10 protein-coding genes are annotated in these 15,631 nt (G+C 38.8%); 9 read left to right on the top strand and 1 reads right to left on the bottom strand.

The window, feature by feature from the left end; translation table 11 throughout:
• The first annotated feature begins 2,346 nt into the window (after nucleotides 1–2,346).
• The 7 genes from FIU21_RS03610 to FIU21_RS03580 all read left to right on the top strand — a co-directional run bounded on the left by FIU21_RS03610 (nucleotide 2,347) and on the right by FIU21_RS03580 (nucleotide 13,846).
• Nucleotides 2,347–4,209 carry a DUF4268 domain-containing protein gene (locus FIU21_RS03610; RefSeq protein ID WP_036885789.1) on the top strand — a complete coding sequence of 621 codons (1,863 nt, stop codon included), beginning with the start codon at nucleotides 2,347–2,349 and terminating at the stop codon, nucleotides 4,207–4,209.
• 9 nt (nucleotides 4,210–4,218) lie between these two features.
• Nucleotides 4,219–5,955, top strand: a complete 1,737-nt coding sequence (locus tag FIU21_RS03605; RefSeq protein ID WP_036885790.1) for an LlaJI family restriction endonuclease — start codon at nucleotides 4,219–4,221, stop codon at nucleotides 5,953–5,955.
• Nucleotides 5,956–6,180: 225 nt separating this feature from the next.
• The gene (locus FIU21_RS03600) at nucleotides 6,181–6,513 is read left to right on the top strand and encodes a hypothetical protein (protein ID WP_004359145.1); all 333 of its coding nucleotides are present in this window, start codon (nucleotides 6,181–6,183) and stop codon (nucleotides 6,511–6,513) included.
• Entirely contained in the window at nucleotides 6,497–7,606 is a 1,110-nt protein-coding gene (locus tag FIU21_RS03595; RefSeq protein ID WP_004359147.1) for a HigA family addiction module antitoxin, read from the top strand. The genes FIU21_RS03600 and FIU21_RS03595 overlap by 17 nt, the downstream gene beginning before the upstream one ends.
• 543 nt (nucleotides 7,607–8,149) lie before the next feature.
• Nucleotides 8,150–10,858: a type I restriction endonuclease subunit R gene (locus tag FIU21_RS03590; protein ID WP_004359150.1), complete on the top strand. Its 2,709-nt coding sequence runs from the start codon at nucleotides 8,150–8,152 to the stop codon at nucleotides 10,856–10,858.
• 1 nt (nucleotide 10,859) lies between these two features.
• Entirely contained in the window at nucleotides 10,860–12,281 is a 1,422-nt protein-coding gene (locus FIU21_RS03585) for a type I restriction-modification system subunit M (RefSeq protein WP_004359151.1), read from the top strand.
• Nucleotides 12,282–12,457: 176 nt separating this feature from the next.
• Nucleotides 12,458–13,846 (top strand): restriction endonuclease subunit S, encoded by a 1,389-nt coding sequence (locus tag FIU21_RS03580; protein ID WP_172891300.1) that lies wholly within the window; start codon nucleotides 12,458–12,460, stop codon nucleotides 13,844–13,846.
• Here the strand turns inward: FIU21_RS03580 and FIU21_RS03575 are convergent.
• Nucleotides 13,841–14,413 (bottom strand): restriction endonuclease subunit S, encoded by a 573-nt coding sequence (locus FIU21_RS03575; RefSeq protein ID WP_254361425.1) that lies wholly within the window; start codon nucleotides 14,411–14,413, stop codon nucleotides 13,841–13,843. The two genes, FIU21_RS03580 and FIU21_RS03575, sit on opposite strands and share 6 nt — an antisense overlap.
• Nucleotides 14,414–14,425: 12 nt before the next feature.
• On the opposite strand from FIU21_RS03575, the gene FIU21_RS03570 reads away from it, so the two are divergent.
• Both FIU21_RS03570 and FIU21_RS13520 read left to right on the top strand, forming a co-directional pair.
• Nucleotides 14,426–15,229, top strand: a complete 804-nt coding sequence (locus FIU21_RS03570; RefSeq protein ID WP_036885791.1) for a tyrosine-type recombinase/integrase — start codon at nucleotides 14,426–14,428, stop codon at nucleotides 15,227–15,229.
• 131 nt (nucleotides 15,230–15,360) lie between these two features.
• On the top strand, nucleotides 15,361–15,495 hold the full coding sequence (locus FIU21_RS13520; protein WP_231291304.1) for a DUF2188 domain-containing protein: 135 nt from the start codon (nucleotides 15,361–15,363) through the stop codon (nucleotides 15,493–15,495).
• Nucleotides 15,496–15,631 lie beyond the last annotated feature (136 nt).

The following is a 15,631-nucleotide window of genomic DNA, read 5'->3' as shown; positions in this document are numbered from 1 at the left end:
CGGAGGACCTATAACATTACAAGAATAGGAAAAACCTCAGCAAGCGTATGATGAAAAGGGCGACAAATAGGGAGAGAAAACTTAATGTAAAGCATTCATGAGGGACGACAAAATAGGAACATATTTGGCACTTATAGATTAAATAGGTGAAGAAAAACTGTCGATAGCTGTGTTATAAATCAAAATTACCATGCTTTGAGAGCATAAAACGACAAAAAGGGAATATTATTTATTGAATTAAAAAACCTTCATAATAAACTGAATATCAGTAGAAAACAAATATTAATAAAAGTAAAGTGCGACAAAAAAGTGACAAGTATTTGTACTTTTCAGACGTAAATGACAAAAGAATCCGTCATAACATACTTATTTGTAATACTTTATCAAATAAATAGAGTAGGCGAGTATCGAAAATAGCTACCCAATTTGTCGCCTCTAACTTTTAGCGATAAAACTGCATTTTAAAAATAAATAAGAACTAAAAAGAACTTAGGTGCGACAAAAAAGGAGGAAAAACTCTACTGTAAAAACTCATAAAAAGAATGTCAACAAAGTTATGAAAAAAAGAAAACTCAAAGCAAATAACCTACCTAAAATGTGACCATAAAATCCAAAAAATTTAAACAATAAAAAAGAGAAACAGTCCTTCTAAACTCGAAATACATACCGACAAATTAATAACAAAGAAAAACGTACAAACGTCCTGACGCATAGCCGCCATCTAAACCATCGAACCCGAGTGAGTAAAACACTGCCCTTGACATAACTGAAAAGCGATAATATACTGATACACAAATATATAAAAACATATTTGAAGATAATAAGAATCCTATGTAACCCCCTAAAAAACAACCGAATAAAGCAAAGAACAACAGCAACAAAAATAAGAAAACGAAACAAAACCTACTGCCAAACTGCCATGAATCTCACCAAAATTTCCTGCCTGAAACCACCGACTAAAACCCGACTAAACCATGAAACGGAAATGAAAACCCGACTCAAAACGTTCGTCACCCAACCCAACAACGCAACAAAAAACGCCCGCAACGTTCCCAAAACGTATGTGCGACAAAAAGGGAGGTTGCGCCCAAAAGCTTTGTTTAAAATCTTCTTCCCCCAGCGAAAAAGTATATATTTTCTTAAAACAAAACACCTCTTCTAAACTTAGAATATCGTTATATAATCTTTATTAGATATTAGTAAGGGACTTCCAAGCCATTGAACCTTAAATAGTTACACGACTAATCGACGACAAATTAGTAAGTTAGCGGCGACAGATTAGTAAGTAGGTTGCGACAAATTAGTAACTATGGTGCGACACTTTAGTAGCTATTGGGGTGGGGTAGTCGACAAGTTAGGAGCTTAGGTGCGACGAATAGGGAAGGAATAAGGCTTTGTAGTGAAAAATATAAACAAATCCTTTACTTTTACACGATTTTTCTTTCCATTTCCCTTGTTGGTCGTCTGCTTTTTATTGTGTGTAAGTATAAAACTACTATCTTTCTCTTATTGCCTTGTTTAATATAAATATTTGTTTACTTGATACTTACAAATAACTGTCTAAAAGAGCGAGACAAAAAGGGAATATTTCCCCCAAACTCAATGTTGACGATTATCGACAAAATAGTAAGATGATAAAAATAATTTACATAAAAGAATCCAAAATGGCAGACAGAATGAACGGAAGACATAATGGACAGAGTATGTAAAAGACAAAGTAACAGGGGAACAGAAGCCATAATGACATAATGGACAGAAGTCATAATGACATAAGTAATAAAAGACATAGAAATGCCCCTCCCCTGTAGGGAGGGGAGTGAACACCGAGATACCCTTTAGGCTGTGGCAAGAAATAGTAAACGGAAACTAACAAATCCTCTTTGTCTTAAAAGCCTTCTTAAGCTTATAAGGCTTATTAGCACCATTCTTCCAATATAATATTCCAAGCTTTGTTTTTTTCATTCTTTCTTTTCCCCTGTTACTATGTCTTTACATACTTTGTCCATTATGTCCTTCTGTCTTCTGTTCCCTTGTTACCCTGTCTTTTATTACTTCTGTCCCTTATGTCATTATGTCTTCTATTCCCTTGTCTTTGTATTACTTTGTTTTTTCTGTCTTTATTTGTCATTCTGTCTGAAAATGATTACCTTTGCAGTGAGTATGTATAACACTGTTTTGTACTAATGAGGAGAGAGCTATAATTAACAATCACTGTGGTGGATGGTAATAGAATAAGGCTCTTGAAATCAATGACAAAACATATAGAAATACTTAGTTATATTGCTCATAACTATTACCGATATATTGGATATAACTAAATCATATTAGGCTAAATGAATGTAAATTATGGGGTTGAATAACAGATTACAGATAGGCGATGTATCAAACAATGGTCAGGTAGAGATTGTTGATGAGGACAGATTATGTTATTTGGTAAGGTCAATAAGTAAAGGTGCTACAGGCTTACGTACAATCTCAAAAAGTCTGTTGGAAGAATATGTAAACTATTGGAGTGAGCATTCTGATGCTACATCTGAATCTGCAAGACAAGCATTGTCTGGGCGCAGTGAGATAGATAAGTTTGAGTATGGCTATTCTTCAACGCTGTCGGTAATGGCTCAAATGGTTCTTCAATCAACTCACAAAGTAAAGAATAACGTAAGCAGTCTTCCCCGCCAGCAAATCTTCTACGGTGCACCTGGCACTGGTAAGTCATTTACAATCAATCAGGAGATAAAGGGGGAGGATGTAATTCGTACTACGTTCCATCCAGATAGTGACTATTCGTCTTTTGTGGGAGCGTATAAGCCGACGACACGAGAGATAACGATGCGTGACTTGTCGGGACATCCTGTCGTTGAGCATGCGCAGATACTGACGGAGGAGAAGATTGTCTATGAGTTTGTTCCACAGGCTTTTCTACAAGCATATATTACTGCGTGGGAGAAGTATGCTACGTGTGATGAAGGCAATCCACAGCGACAGTTCTTAGTGATAGAAGAGATTAATCGAGGTAATTGTGCACAGATCTTTGGTGATTTGTTCCAGCTCTTAGACCGCAATCATAGCGGCTTCTCTGACTATCCTGTGAAGGCAGATACCGATATGAAACGTTATGTGGCTAAAGCACTAAAGGGATTGTCTATTCCTCAGGCAGGTGTCATTAATAGCCTTTATGGTGGTCGTGATGTAGTGAGCGAGGTGTTGGAGGGTAATATTCTCCTACTGCCAAGTAATCTGTTTATTTGGGCAACAATGAACACCAGCGACCAGAGTTTGTTCCCTATAGACTCAGCCTTTAAGCGTCGTTGGGATTGGAGCTATATGCCAATATCGGATGCAAAGAAAGGTTATGTCATTGATGTTGCGGGCAGTCTATATGACTGGTGGCAGTTCTTAGAGGAGATAAACAAGAAGATAGAGAGCACGACCAATTCGGAGGATAAGAAGTTGGGCTATTTCTTTTGTAAGGCACATGGAGGCGTTATTAGCGCAGAGACATTTGTGGGTAAGGTTGTCTTCTACCTTTGGAACGATGTGTTTAAGGACTTCGATTTAGTAGGTCCTATCTTTGATGATACAGTTGAAGGTGGAAAACTAACGTTTGCAAAGTTCTATACTGAAGGCGAAATGAAGACTAAGGTAAGGACAGATAAAGTGGCACAGTTCCTTGGTAACTTAGGGTTAACACCAGTTGAAGAAAGCGAAGAGGAATACAACGGACAGGCAGAGAATACAGACGACTCCGAGAACCCAAGGGCGACATGGTCGATGTCAGAACGAAAGCGATATGATTTTTGGGAGGCATTTTTAGCCTATGCACACAAGAATGACGACTTTAAAACTTACTTTGGAGGAACTAAAAAGGCTGGTAAGGATCATTGGAAGAATTTCTATGTGTCTGGTGCTGATTTCTATATGTCTGTAGTTCTGAAACTTTGGGAGCGTGCTATTGCACTGCAAGTATATTTCGATAGAACCACAGATATTTATTATCATCTTGCTGATCAGAAAAAGGATATTGAAGCAGAGATGGATACAACGTATGAGTGGCGTGAGAATCCAGAAAAGAAATCAAGTACGATTGTAGAGCGGATAGACAATATAGATTTTGAAGATAAAGAACATTGGACTACCATCTTCGATCTTATTATTACACGAATACTTCGTATGCGTGAGGTCTTTGTTAAGTATTCAAAGCAGCAGTAGACATTCGTTATGCGAATCCTTATAGAAGAATATCAGTACGATGTCTCTAAGGTTAGGGACGTTCTCTATGGTATTGATGCCTTAGAGAATATGGAGGGTAGGGTGTCTATCCATTACGTAGGGTATTATTATAATATGCTACTCAAGGATTGTGTCTTTATTCTTCCTAAGGTTTTGCTGAAGGATGTTGACGGTCAGGAACTTGTTTTTGGAAAGTATAAGCCAGAGGATATAGCCAACTTAGATACTTTCGACTCCAAAGAGCGTAGTTTTCTTTATAAGTTTGCTGTGTGGATTTATCGTGCCATAGTGGTCTATAAGAATGATAGACGCAATGATACGAGAATAGTTTGTCAATCATATATAGCACAAATTTGTAATCGAGGACGCAGACAGAGTAATACCTACCTTGATATTCTTCTGTCGCTGATACAATTCAATCAAGACAATCAAAGTTTTTTCTTCTTTATCATAAAGAATCTGCATAGTGGTCTGAACAAGATTAATTGGCAACGAACGATAGCAACGAAGACTGCTATTATTCAGAATGAGCAGGCTGTCTATCTAAACCCAGTTAATAAGCGGCGACAGATAAACTTTGATGAAGAACTACTCATCATCTTCTTTTCCATCCTAAATTATATTGGTGACACCTACGGTTTTCCGAAGGATATCTGTTGCCAGTTCCAGCTCATTACCGGTAAGCGTTTTGATACCTATCTCAATGGATTTGGTAAGACACGTTTACGACAGATAAAGTATAAGTATTTCTCTGATAAAGCCTTACAACTATGGCATTTGTGTTATAACTTCTTCGACGAAGCACAGCAGGTGATGGTTGCCACTGAACAACGGGACTACTTGTTGGTTAAAAACTTTTATGTTGTTTTTGAAGCCATTATTGATGAACTGATAGGCGATAACCCATTGCCAGATGGTATGGAGAAACAGCAAGAGGATGGGAAAATCGTTGATCATCTGTTCACGTCACAGAGTCTTATTGCTGGGGAGAACGAGCAAACGTATTATATCGGGGATAGTAAGTATTATAAGATTGGTCATGAGTTAGGAAGTCAGTCAATCTATAAGCAATACACCTATGCACGGAATGTTATACAATGGAACATTGATATATTTAGCAATGGTGATAAGCCATCTTCGGGTGTTCGCCTGCGAGATGATGTGACAGAAGGCTATAATATCCTACCTAATTTCTTTATATCGGCAAAGCTGAATGAAATGTTCAGTTATGACGATGACAATATAGAGAAAACCGACAGAAAGAGAAACAGGCACAAGCGTGTGCAGTTTGATAACCGACTCTTTGACCGTGACACACTGTTGCTGTCCCATTATGATGTGAACTTCCTTTACGTTCTTTCACTGTATGCGAGAGATAATCAAAGTCAGAAGACCGCGTGGAAGATGAAGGTAAGACAGCGTTTCTGTAAAGAGATACAGAAATGGTTAGATGAGGATTATGACTTCTATTTTATCAAAGCTAAGACTGGTGTTGATGATAAAGAATACTTTAAGACACATTTCCAGCAACTATTGGGAAAGTTTTACGCACCTTTTGAGCAATATAAGGATATCTACTCCTTGGCACTTGAAAAGGGAGAGAAGTATCAGCAGGAGAATAAGTTGCTACTTAATCAACTCAAAGATTACTTCTTTGTGGAGAGGTTCAAATTAGAAAAAGATCAGCAGGATGTATTGGTAAGGATAAGGACACGGACACATTAAGAGTGAATGGTCTCTCTTTATATAAGTAGACAAGTTAACAAGTAGACAAGTTGTACAAGTAGATAAGTTAACAAGTTGTTTGTTCGATTCATCTGTATTTGCTGTACCTTTTATCTTTCCTAAGCAAAAAAGTGACACGTAAAAAGTGTTAATGGTATCTTTAAATTACCAATTTTGGTAATTTTACCCTATCTTTGCACTATATATATTGAAACATTTCACCGCATGAATATAATTTTCAAGGAAGAAGCCTTGTCCGAATTATATGAAACTGGTAAGACCAATGATAAGAAATACAAGAAACTTTGTAAGAACAAACGCTTGATAGATGGCTATGTCCGTGTTGTTAATACGCTGTATAACGTAGAGTCAACAGAAGAACTAAAAGTATTTAGCTTTTTACACTATGAGAAACTCAGGCATCAGAAAGATAAGCCTATCAGCTCTGTACGTCTTGTAAACGGATTGGTTGAGCGGCTGCTGTTTTCGGAGACGGACGCCGGCATTGAAGTAGAATTAATAGAAATTGATAGTACACATTATGGCAACAAGAAATAACAGATTAGTTCCTGTTAGGGCAATCCACCCAGGAGAAATCTTGCGTGAAGAGTTGCAGGAACGTGGCATCAAGCAAAAGGATTTTGCAAAGCAGATAGGTGTGCAGGCAACTCATCTGAATACATTTATACGTGGTAAACGAAACCTGAACGACGATTTGGCAATGAAATTAGAGCGTCATTTAGGAATACCCTATAAGACTTGGATGAACTTGCATAGTGGCTTTATATATGACAGTAAAGCTGTGGATGTAAAACAAAGCGAAGAACAAGAAGCTCGTGAATACGAAGATACGTGTGCGAGTATATTCAACTTGAAACTTCTTTATAAGAAATTAAACTTGTCACATCTTCCATGTATTGAGCGAGTAACGAAATTAAAAGCATTATTCGCTTTTGATTTGCGGTCATCTAAAGAATTGAGTCTGCAGGTAGTAGGGCTTTACAAGCATAGCGAGAAAGTTCATATTGACGAGAAGAATATGCAAACTTGGCTTATTCTTAACTGGCTGGAAATATCACGTGCAACGATAGAAACACAGTATCAAAAGGGAAACGGATTGAAAGTAGCAAGCGAGATAGCTGAGATGGCGAATAATCGTACACTTTCTGCACAAGGTATAAAGGACTGTCTTAATAAGTATGGAATTGCTTATCTTAATGTTGAGAAGTTAGATAAAACACCTGTAGATGCTTATTCTACATTGGTTGATGGATGTCCAGTAATCACAGTTACTTATCGTTATAATGATATAGATAAATTAGCTTTTGATGTTCTTCACGAGTTGTGTCATATAGAAAGGCATCTTTCAGAAGATAATCAGGCGTTTATATCGACGGAAGGAACTCTTTATTCTAAAGATCCACGCGAAAAAGAAGCTAATGACTTTGCAAGGCAGCAACTTATCCCTGATGATGTATGGAGCAGAATTATCGGAAGAGGCTGTAAAAGTCTGTTACCGCATAAGGTTGTCAATGCCATTGCAAAAGAGGCTGAACGCTATGGTATCAGTCCGTCTATAGCAGTTTCCAGATATAAGCATGATATAAATTGGTATCAGACATCAGTTTATAAATCACCAAAAATTAGTTGATAAAAATAGAAAAGGAGTTGGGTAATTTTTCCTAACTCCTTTTTTGTCTATATAATCCCTGAAGATGAATAAGTGACGAGTTTATCATGAATTTACTAACAGGAAATCTGTGCCATCTTCGACCTTTAGGTCTCTGTGCGCGCATTCAATCTGTTTATCCGTGAGAGAATGTTTTATAATAATTCGAACGGAGTTCACATCAGTGCGTCATAATTTATAACTGCTTACTATTTACATGTTTCTTTCCACTAACTGAAGAGGGAGAGGTTATTCTTTCCTTACGAGAGGGGCTTTTCTATGTTATTTGTTTTTCTGTCTTTTTTGTCGTTCTGTCTTCTGTTCCCCTGTTATTATGTCTTTACTTTGTCTTTTCTTGTCTTTATGTCATTCTGTCTAAAAATAATTATGTCATTCTGTCTAAAAATAATTATGTCATTCTGTCTAAAAATACTATCTTTGCAGTTATAATGGCTGTTTTCATTTAGAAGTACTTGTATAGCTATAAGAACTTCTCATAATATGGAATTATAAGAACGTTACGATATGCTACCAGAAGAAAAGGCACGTGTTATCATAGACAGTATGTTTGAAGAAGCAGGCTGGAAAGTAGTGGATAGAAGCGGTTATGCTCCTAACATGACTGCTGTTGCCATAAGAGAGGGGCTTTTGAAAGGTAATCGAGAGGCTGATTATCTACTCTTTCTTAATGGAAAGGCAGTTGGAATATTAGAAGCTAAACGAGTTGAGGTCGACATAAATTCAGATGTCGTAAAGGAGCAAGCCACACTTTATACGCGTCGTTGTCCCTCATGGTGTCAGGCGTGGTTTCCTAAAATCCCCCTTCCTCTCGCATACGTTGCCAACAGCAAGGAGATGATGTTTTACGATACTCGTAAGAGCGATGCTGCCTTTGAGTATTGCAGTAAGATTCACTCTCCGTGGGAAGTTACCAAGATGTTAGGACTTCAGGATGACTATGTGGGATTGCCAACACTTAGCCCTAAGGGACTACGTGGTTGTCAGTATGAAGCCATCACCGAACTGGAAAAGAGTTTTCGATCTGGTGAATCACGTGCGCTGATGGTACTTGCCACAGGCGCAGGAAAGACCTATACCGCCTGTCTTGCAGCCTATCGTATGTTGTCTTTTACCCCTATGCGACGTGTCTTGTTCTTGGTCGACAGGAACAATCTGGGCAAGCAAGCTGAAAGCGAATTTGGCACTTTCCGATTGACGGAGAATGGTGATTCTTTCAACAGCATCTTTACGGTCAATCGTCTGAAGTCTGCGAAGATTCCAAATGGCAGCAGTGTAGTTATTTCCACCATACAGCGACTATTCTCCTTGCTGAAAGGCGAAGAGATTGAAGACAACGATGCTGACGATGGATATGATGAGGATTGTGTTGGAGAGTTTCCTGAAAATCCAAGTCTGCCGTCTGATTTCTTCGATATGATTATCATTGACGAGTGTCACCGCTCGATTTATGGGAGTTGGCGAAGCGTACTTGATTATTTCTCAAAGGCTAAGTTAATAGGTCTGACAGCAACTCCGGGACCTGAAACAAGGGCATTCTTTAATGATAATATCATCGTAAACTATACTTTGGAGAAGTCTATTCTGGATGGTGTAAATGTTTATGGTCGTGTGTATCGTATCAAGACAAAAGTAACAGAGAATGGCGGAGCAATTCTTGAAAACGAGAAAGTGAAAAAGGTAACTCGTTATACGGGAAAAGTTGAAGTCGTTGAAAATAAAGAAACTAAGAACTATACACGGGAGGAACTGAACAAGAGTATTATCAATCCTGCACAGATAAAGCTTATTTTGGAAACTTATCGTGATGCGGTATATACGGAAATGTTCACCGATCCTCAGCGTGAGGCGAATATGGACTATCTGCCCAAAACGCTTATCTTCGCACTGAATGAAAGCCATGCTACGAATATTGTGAGGATTGCCAAAGAGGTGTTCAATCGTGAAGACGAACGCTTTGTGCAGAAGATTACCTACTCTGCTGGGGATAGCAACGAACTAATACGACAGTTCCGCAATGATAAGGACTTCCGTATTGCTGTGACTTGTACGCTGGTAGCTACAGGAACAGACATAAAACCGCTCGAAGTCGTAATGTTCATGCGTGATGTGGCTTCCGAGCCTTTGTACATACAGATGAAAGGGCGTGGTGTCCGTACTATTGGTGATGAGCAGTTGCGTAATGTTACTCCCAATGCCTATAGCAAGGATTGCTTCTTCTTGGTTGATGCTGTGGGCGTAACTGAGCATGAGAAAACGATAGCCTCTCCATCTGGTGCAGTAACGAAAGTTATCTCCCTAAAAGAACTTTTGGAGAAGATAACCCATGGCAATGTGAGCGATGACTATCTGCGCCTATTGGCGGGTCGTTTGTCTCGTATCAGCCATAAGTGTACGGAGAGTGACCGTGAGAAGTTTGTTAGCCTTGCACATCAAAGTATGATGGAGATAGCCTCCGATATCTTTAAGGCCTTTGAGGACAACGTCTTGCCTGAATACAACAACGTTAATGAGCCCAATACGGAACGAAAGGCGTTGGTGCGCAACATCGCAAACCACCCAGATGCAAGAGACCTTCTGTTGATTCTTAATGCTGGCTTTATCGAAACGCTGATGCCCGGCGAAGATACGCTTATTTCAAAAGGGTTCTCTAAGGAGGAGGCACAGTCTACCACGTCTGCGTTTGAGGATTACTGTCAGGAGCATAAGGATGAGATAGAAGCCCTGCGCATTATATATAATAATCAGGGCGAGCCGCTTACGTATTCAATGTTGAAAGACTTGGAAAACAAACTGAAGCTTGCAAATAGTAAGTTTAACACCTCGTTACTTTGGAATTCCTATGCTATCATCAATTCACATAGGGTGAAGCATAGTTCGACAATAGAAGAAAAAGAAGCACTTACGAATATCATCCAGTTAGTACGCTATGCTTTCCATCAGATAGAACAGCTTGAAAGTTTATATCCAAGCGCTAAACAATACTTTAACCTATGGTATGGACAAGTATGGCGTTCTATTACAGCGGGGCAAATAGAATTGATGCGTCAGGTGCTCAACTACATAGCATCTAATGGATATTGCACCATTACCGATATCAAGGAGAATGACAAGACACAGGCTGCCCAACTTATCCGTGCCTTTGGAGGCAGAGATACAGCAAATGAAGCTTTGTCTTCATTGTCACAGTTTATCATCTATAGAAAATTAGCATAATATGGCAAAAAACATATCAACGGAACAGGCTCTGACAAAGGAAGTATGGAAGCTCGCAACGACACTCTCTGGACAGGGTATCGGCTATACTGATTATGTCACCCAGCTTACTTATCTTCTCTTCCTCAAGATGGATGCGGAGAACGTAGAAGTGTTAGAGGAAGCATCGGCTATCCCAGAGGAGTATCGATGGGGACAGCTTAAAGAACTTGACGGTTTAGACCTGATAGCACAGTATGAAAAGACCCTTAATGTTCTCAGCAAGCAGGATAATCTGATAGGAACGATATTCACAAAGGCACAGAACAAGATTGATAAACCAGTCTATCTGAAGAAAGTGATAACCATGATAGATGAGCATCAGTGGCTTGAAATGGACGGTGATGTTAAAGGAGCTATCTATGAGGGTATCTTGGAAAAGAATGGTCAGGACAAGAAGAGTGGTGCTGGACAGTACTTCACGCCTCGTCCTTTGATTCAAGCCATGATTGATTGTCTCCAGCCGAAGATAGGCGAGACGGTATGCGATCCTGCTTGTGGAACAGGCGGATTCCTGCTGGCAGCATACGATTACATGAAAGGACAATCACAGGACAAGGGTAAACTTGATTTCTTAAACAATAAGGCTTTGCACGGTGTTGACAACACGCCACTCGTCGTAACGTTGGCATCTATGAACCTTTATCTGCATGGCATCGGCACTGACAGAAGTCCTATTGCTTGTGAGGACTCGCTGGAGAAAGAACCTGAGACACTGGTAGATGTTATTCTTGCCAATCCTCCGTTCGGAGAGCGAACTGCAGGTTCTGTGGATATCAACCGCCCTGATTTCTATGTAGAGACAAAGAATAACCAGCTTAACTTCCTCCAGCACATGATGCTAATGCTAAAAACAGGTGGACGGGCTGCTGTAGTTATACCTGATGATATTCTTTTTAAAGATGGAGCTCATGAAATTGTACGTAAGAAATTGTTAACGGATTTCAATCTGCATACTATCCTGCGATTGCCTACAGGTATCTTCTATGCAAATGGGGTAAAGGCTAATGTTCTCTTCTTTACCAAGGGACAGCCCACCAAAGATATCTGGTTCTACGATTATCGTACGAATGTGAAGCATACTTTGGTTACCACTAAGCTGCAACGACACCACCTTGATGATTTCGTGGCTTGCTATAATGCTGCAACACGTACGGAAACCTATAATGAGGAAACAAATCCTGCTGGACGATGGAGAAAATATGCTGCTGATGATATCTTAGCACGTGACAAGACAAGTCTTGACATTACATGGATAAAGGCTGGTGGGGCAGAAGAACAGTTTACATTAGACGAACTGATGACGAATATCACAACCCAAGCTGGCAACATCAGTAAGGCTGTAGCCGAACTGCAGAAGTTAATGGCAGGGATTAAAGAGTAGTTTCATTACTGCGCATTTGTCCAGATACCGTCTGGACAAATGGAAGAGCAGATTGAAAAGATTGTGGAAACAACTACAGATGTTATGCCCATCGTACAAACAACGTCTGTACAACTACCCAAAGTTCTGACTATCACAGGACGGACAAAACCCCACAAACAATTAATTGGTAAAGCATGGACACAAAGAAGTTAAGACAAAAGATATTAGACCTTGCCATTCACGGTAAACTCGTACCACAAGACCCGAACGATGAACCAGCATCGGTCCTCCTTGAACGTATCCGTTCCGAAAAGGAACGCCTGATTAAAGAAGGGAAAATCAAGCGTAGCCGAAAGACTACAAAGACTACTGGTGCTGCTTGTGATAAACAGGAGGTGCCGTTTGAGGTGCCAAGTGGGTGGGTGTGGACAACACTTGATGATTTAGCTTTTTACAAGAAAGGACCTTTTGGTAGTTGTTTAACTAAATCTATGTTTGTGCCTAAATCTGATAATACGTACAAGGTTTATGAGCAAAAGAATGCTATACAGAAAAACGAGTTTTTAGGTTCTTATTATATAAGTAAAGAAAAGTATAATGAACTGAATGGTTTTGCTGTTCAACCTTTTGATATTATAGTAAGTTGCGCTGGAACAATTGGTGAAACTTATGTTTTATCAGAAACTCCTGAACAAGGTATAATAAATCAAGCCTTAATGCTTATAAGGTTACATAGTAGATGCGTTGAAGATTTTTATCTTATATACTTTGATTATATTTTAAAAGAAGAAGCGTATAAGGAAAGTAAAGGGACAGCTATAAAGAACATACCGCCTTTTGATGTCTTGAAGAATTTTTTTATTCCTTTACCCCCTTTATCAGAGCAGCAACGCATTGTTGAAGAAATAGAACGTTGGTTTAAACTTATTGAGATTATCGAACAAGGTAAGGCAGACTTGCAAACGACTATCAAGCAGGCAAAGAACAAAATCCTTGAACTTGCTATTCATGGTAAACTTGTTCCTCAAGATCCAAACGATGAACCTGCTTCAGAACTCCTCAAACGTGTCAATCCAAAGGCTGAAATTACTTGTGATAACGGACATTATCCGAAGTTGCCCAAAGGGTGGGCTATCTGCAGATTGGAAGATATCATAGAATATGAACAGCCAACAGCGTATATTGTAAAGTCAACTGCATATAGTGATGATTATTCAACTCCTGTACTCACAGCAGGTAAATCGTTTATTATAGGACATACAGACGAAACAGAAGGTATCTATAATAAATTACCTTGTATTATTTTTGATGATTTTACTAAAGATTCTCGATTGGTTGATTTCCCATTCAAGGTTAAGTCGTCAGCTATGAAGATTCTGCAAGTTAACAAAGGTATTGATATAGAATACGTTTCACAATTTATGAGCATAACGCGACTTGTTGGTGACACACATAAACGATATTGGATTTCAGAATATTCAAAATTAGAAATACCTATACCTCCACAAAAGGAGCAAAAAAGAATAATTAGAATGATTCATCAACTATTTAAAAACTTAGAAACTATTGAGGAGAACTTATAAGCTCTCCTCAATAGTTTTTATAAATCCAAATAAATCTTCTATTTTACTTACTATTCGTTTTTGTTCTTCTATTGGAGGTAGGGGTACTATTATATTTTCCATTTTCGATTTGTTGATAATAGAAATTGTAACAGCGGATGAAAGTGTTATGAGCTCTTGATAAAACAAAGGAGATGTGCACAGATAATACAAGAAAACGGAGTCTACAGCTTCAGATGGTATTACACAATTTATCTGTTGATTAGTAGTACCCTCTTTTATAAGGTAGCCAGCTTTTCCTATAGAACCAATACAACAAACAGCAGTACTACCTATAGGAACAACTCTTGAAATAGCCTTACCTGCCTCTGATAGATATTCCGCAGAGCTATCAACAAACCGTCCCGCATCTAAATCTATAGGCTTATAAAAAGGTACTTTACCACCATAGTATGCTGAATTTGATTTACTTGGGGTAGAACCAGTGATGATTAAACTAATATTTTTGAGTTTACATAAACACCACCCTTTGGGCAACTTCGGATAATGTCCGTTATAGTCTACGTTATTGTTACGATATTCATTCAAAATCAATGTAATATGGTAACAACATTTCAAAAGCATCTTGCCAAAACTAATTTGGCAAAAAACACCATCACGTCATATCTATGGACGGTGGACTATTTCCTTAATCATTATAAGGAGGTGAACAAGAAGAATCTTTTGGCTTACAAAGGGTATTTGGTAGAGAACTTTAAGCCACAGACTGTTAACCTGCGGTTGCAAGCGATAAACAAATACTTGGAGTTTACGAAACAGGAGAAGCTTAAAGTGAAATTTGTCAAGGTTCAGCAAAAAAACTTCTTGGAGAATGTAATCAGTGATGCTGATTATAAGTTTCTGAAAACAAAGCTCAAAACAGATGGTTATGATGAATGGTACTTTATCGTTTGGTTTATGGCAGCAACAGGTGCACGTGTTAGCGAACTTCTGCATATCAAGGCAGAACACGTGCAAGTAGGTTATCTTGACTTGTACAGTAAAGGAGGAAAGATTCGAAGGCTGTATATCCCTAAGACATTACGAATAGAAGCGACCAAATGGATTAAAGAGAAAGAACTATCATCGGGTTATATCTTCCTCAATCGTTTCGGGCAGCGGATTACGACACGAGGGATAGCCCAACAGCTGAAACATTTTGCAGAGAAATATGGATTGAATCGTGATGTGGTCTACCCTCACTCTTTCCGTCACCGCTTTGCCAAGAATTTCCTCGACCGCTTCAATGATCTTGCTTTGTTAGCCGACCTTATGGGGCATGAAAGCATAGAGACAACGCGTATCTACCTGCGACGTACTGCCAGCGAACAGCAGAAAATTGTAAATAGGGTAGTAAATTGGTAATAGATATTATTGCTTTTCATAAAAGATATATTTAGTGTTCTCCTTTGGTATGATATTTGCTCATACAGTATTGAGATGTATTGGTAAATACAAGTATCGGTAAAATAAATCTCAGAAAGGAGGTGTATAGAATGGGTAAAAACCAACATGTTGTCCCAAAAGATGGACGATGGGGAGTTAGAGGAGAAGGTAATTCCAGGTTAACTTCAACTTTTGATACTCAAGCAGAGGCTATTGAGAGAGCTCGTGAGATTTCAAGAAATTAGCAATCTGAGCTTTTTATTCATGGTCGCAATGGACGTATCAGAGAGCGTGATTCGTATGGAAACGATCCGTTTCCTCCACGAGGCTAAGTATTGTCTTTAAGGATGTGCCAGAGGGATAAATAATCTCTCTGGCTTT

The organism is Prevotella melaninogenica, assembly GCF_013267595.1.
In the GTDB taxonomy this organism is placed as follows: domain Bacteria; phylum Bacteroidota; class Bacteroidia; order Bacteroidales; family Bacteroidaceae; genus Prevotella; species Prevotella melaninogenica_D.
This window is presented reverse-complemented; position numbering and strand designations above follow the sequence as displayed.

Coding starts and splice junctions, on each gene's coding strand:
- FIU21_RS03610 (WP_036885789.1), top strand. CDS start 2,347: ATGGGGTTGAATAACAGATTACAGATAGGCGATGTATCAAACAATGGT.
- FIU21_RS03605 (WP_036885790.1), top strand. CDS start 4,219: ATGCGAATCCTTATAGAAGAATATCAGTACGATGTCTCTAAGGTTAGG.
- FIU21_RS03600 (WP_004359145.1), top strand. CDS start 6,181: ATGAATATAATTTTCAAGGAAGAAGCCTTGTCCGAATTATATGAAACT.
- FIU21_RS03595 (WP_004359147.1), top strand. CDS start 6,497: ATGGCAACAAGAAATAACAGATTAGTTCCTGTTAGGGCAATCCACCCA.
- FIU21_RS03590 (WP_004359150.1), top strand. CDS start 8,150: ATGCTACCAGAAGAAAAGGCACGTGTTATCATAGACAGTATGTTTGAA.
- FIU21_RS03585 (WP_004359151.1), top strand. CDS start 10,860: ATGGCAAAAAACATATCAACGGAACAGGCTCTGACAAAGGAAGTATGG.
- FIU21_RS03580 (WP_172891300.1), top strand. CDS start 12,458: ATGGACACAAAGAAGTTAAGACAAAAGATATTAGACCTTGCCATTCAC.
- FIU21_RS03570 (WP_036885791.1), top strand. CDS start 14,426: ATGGTAACAACATTTCAAAAGCATCTTGCCAAAACTAATTTGGCAAAA.
- FIU21_RS13520 (WP_231291304.1), top strand. CDS start 15,361: ATGGGTAAAAACCAACATGTTGTCCCAAAAGATGGACGATGGGGAGTT.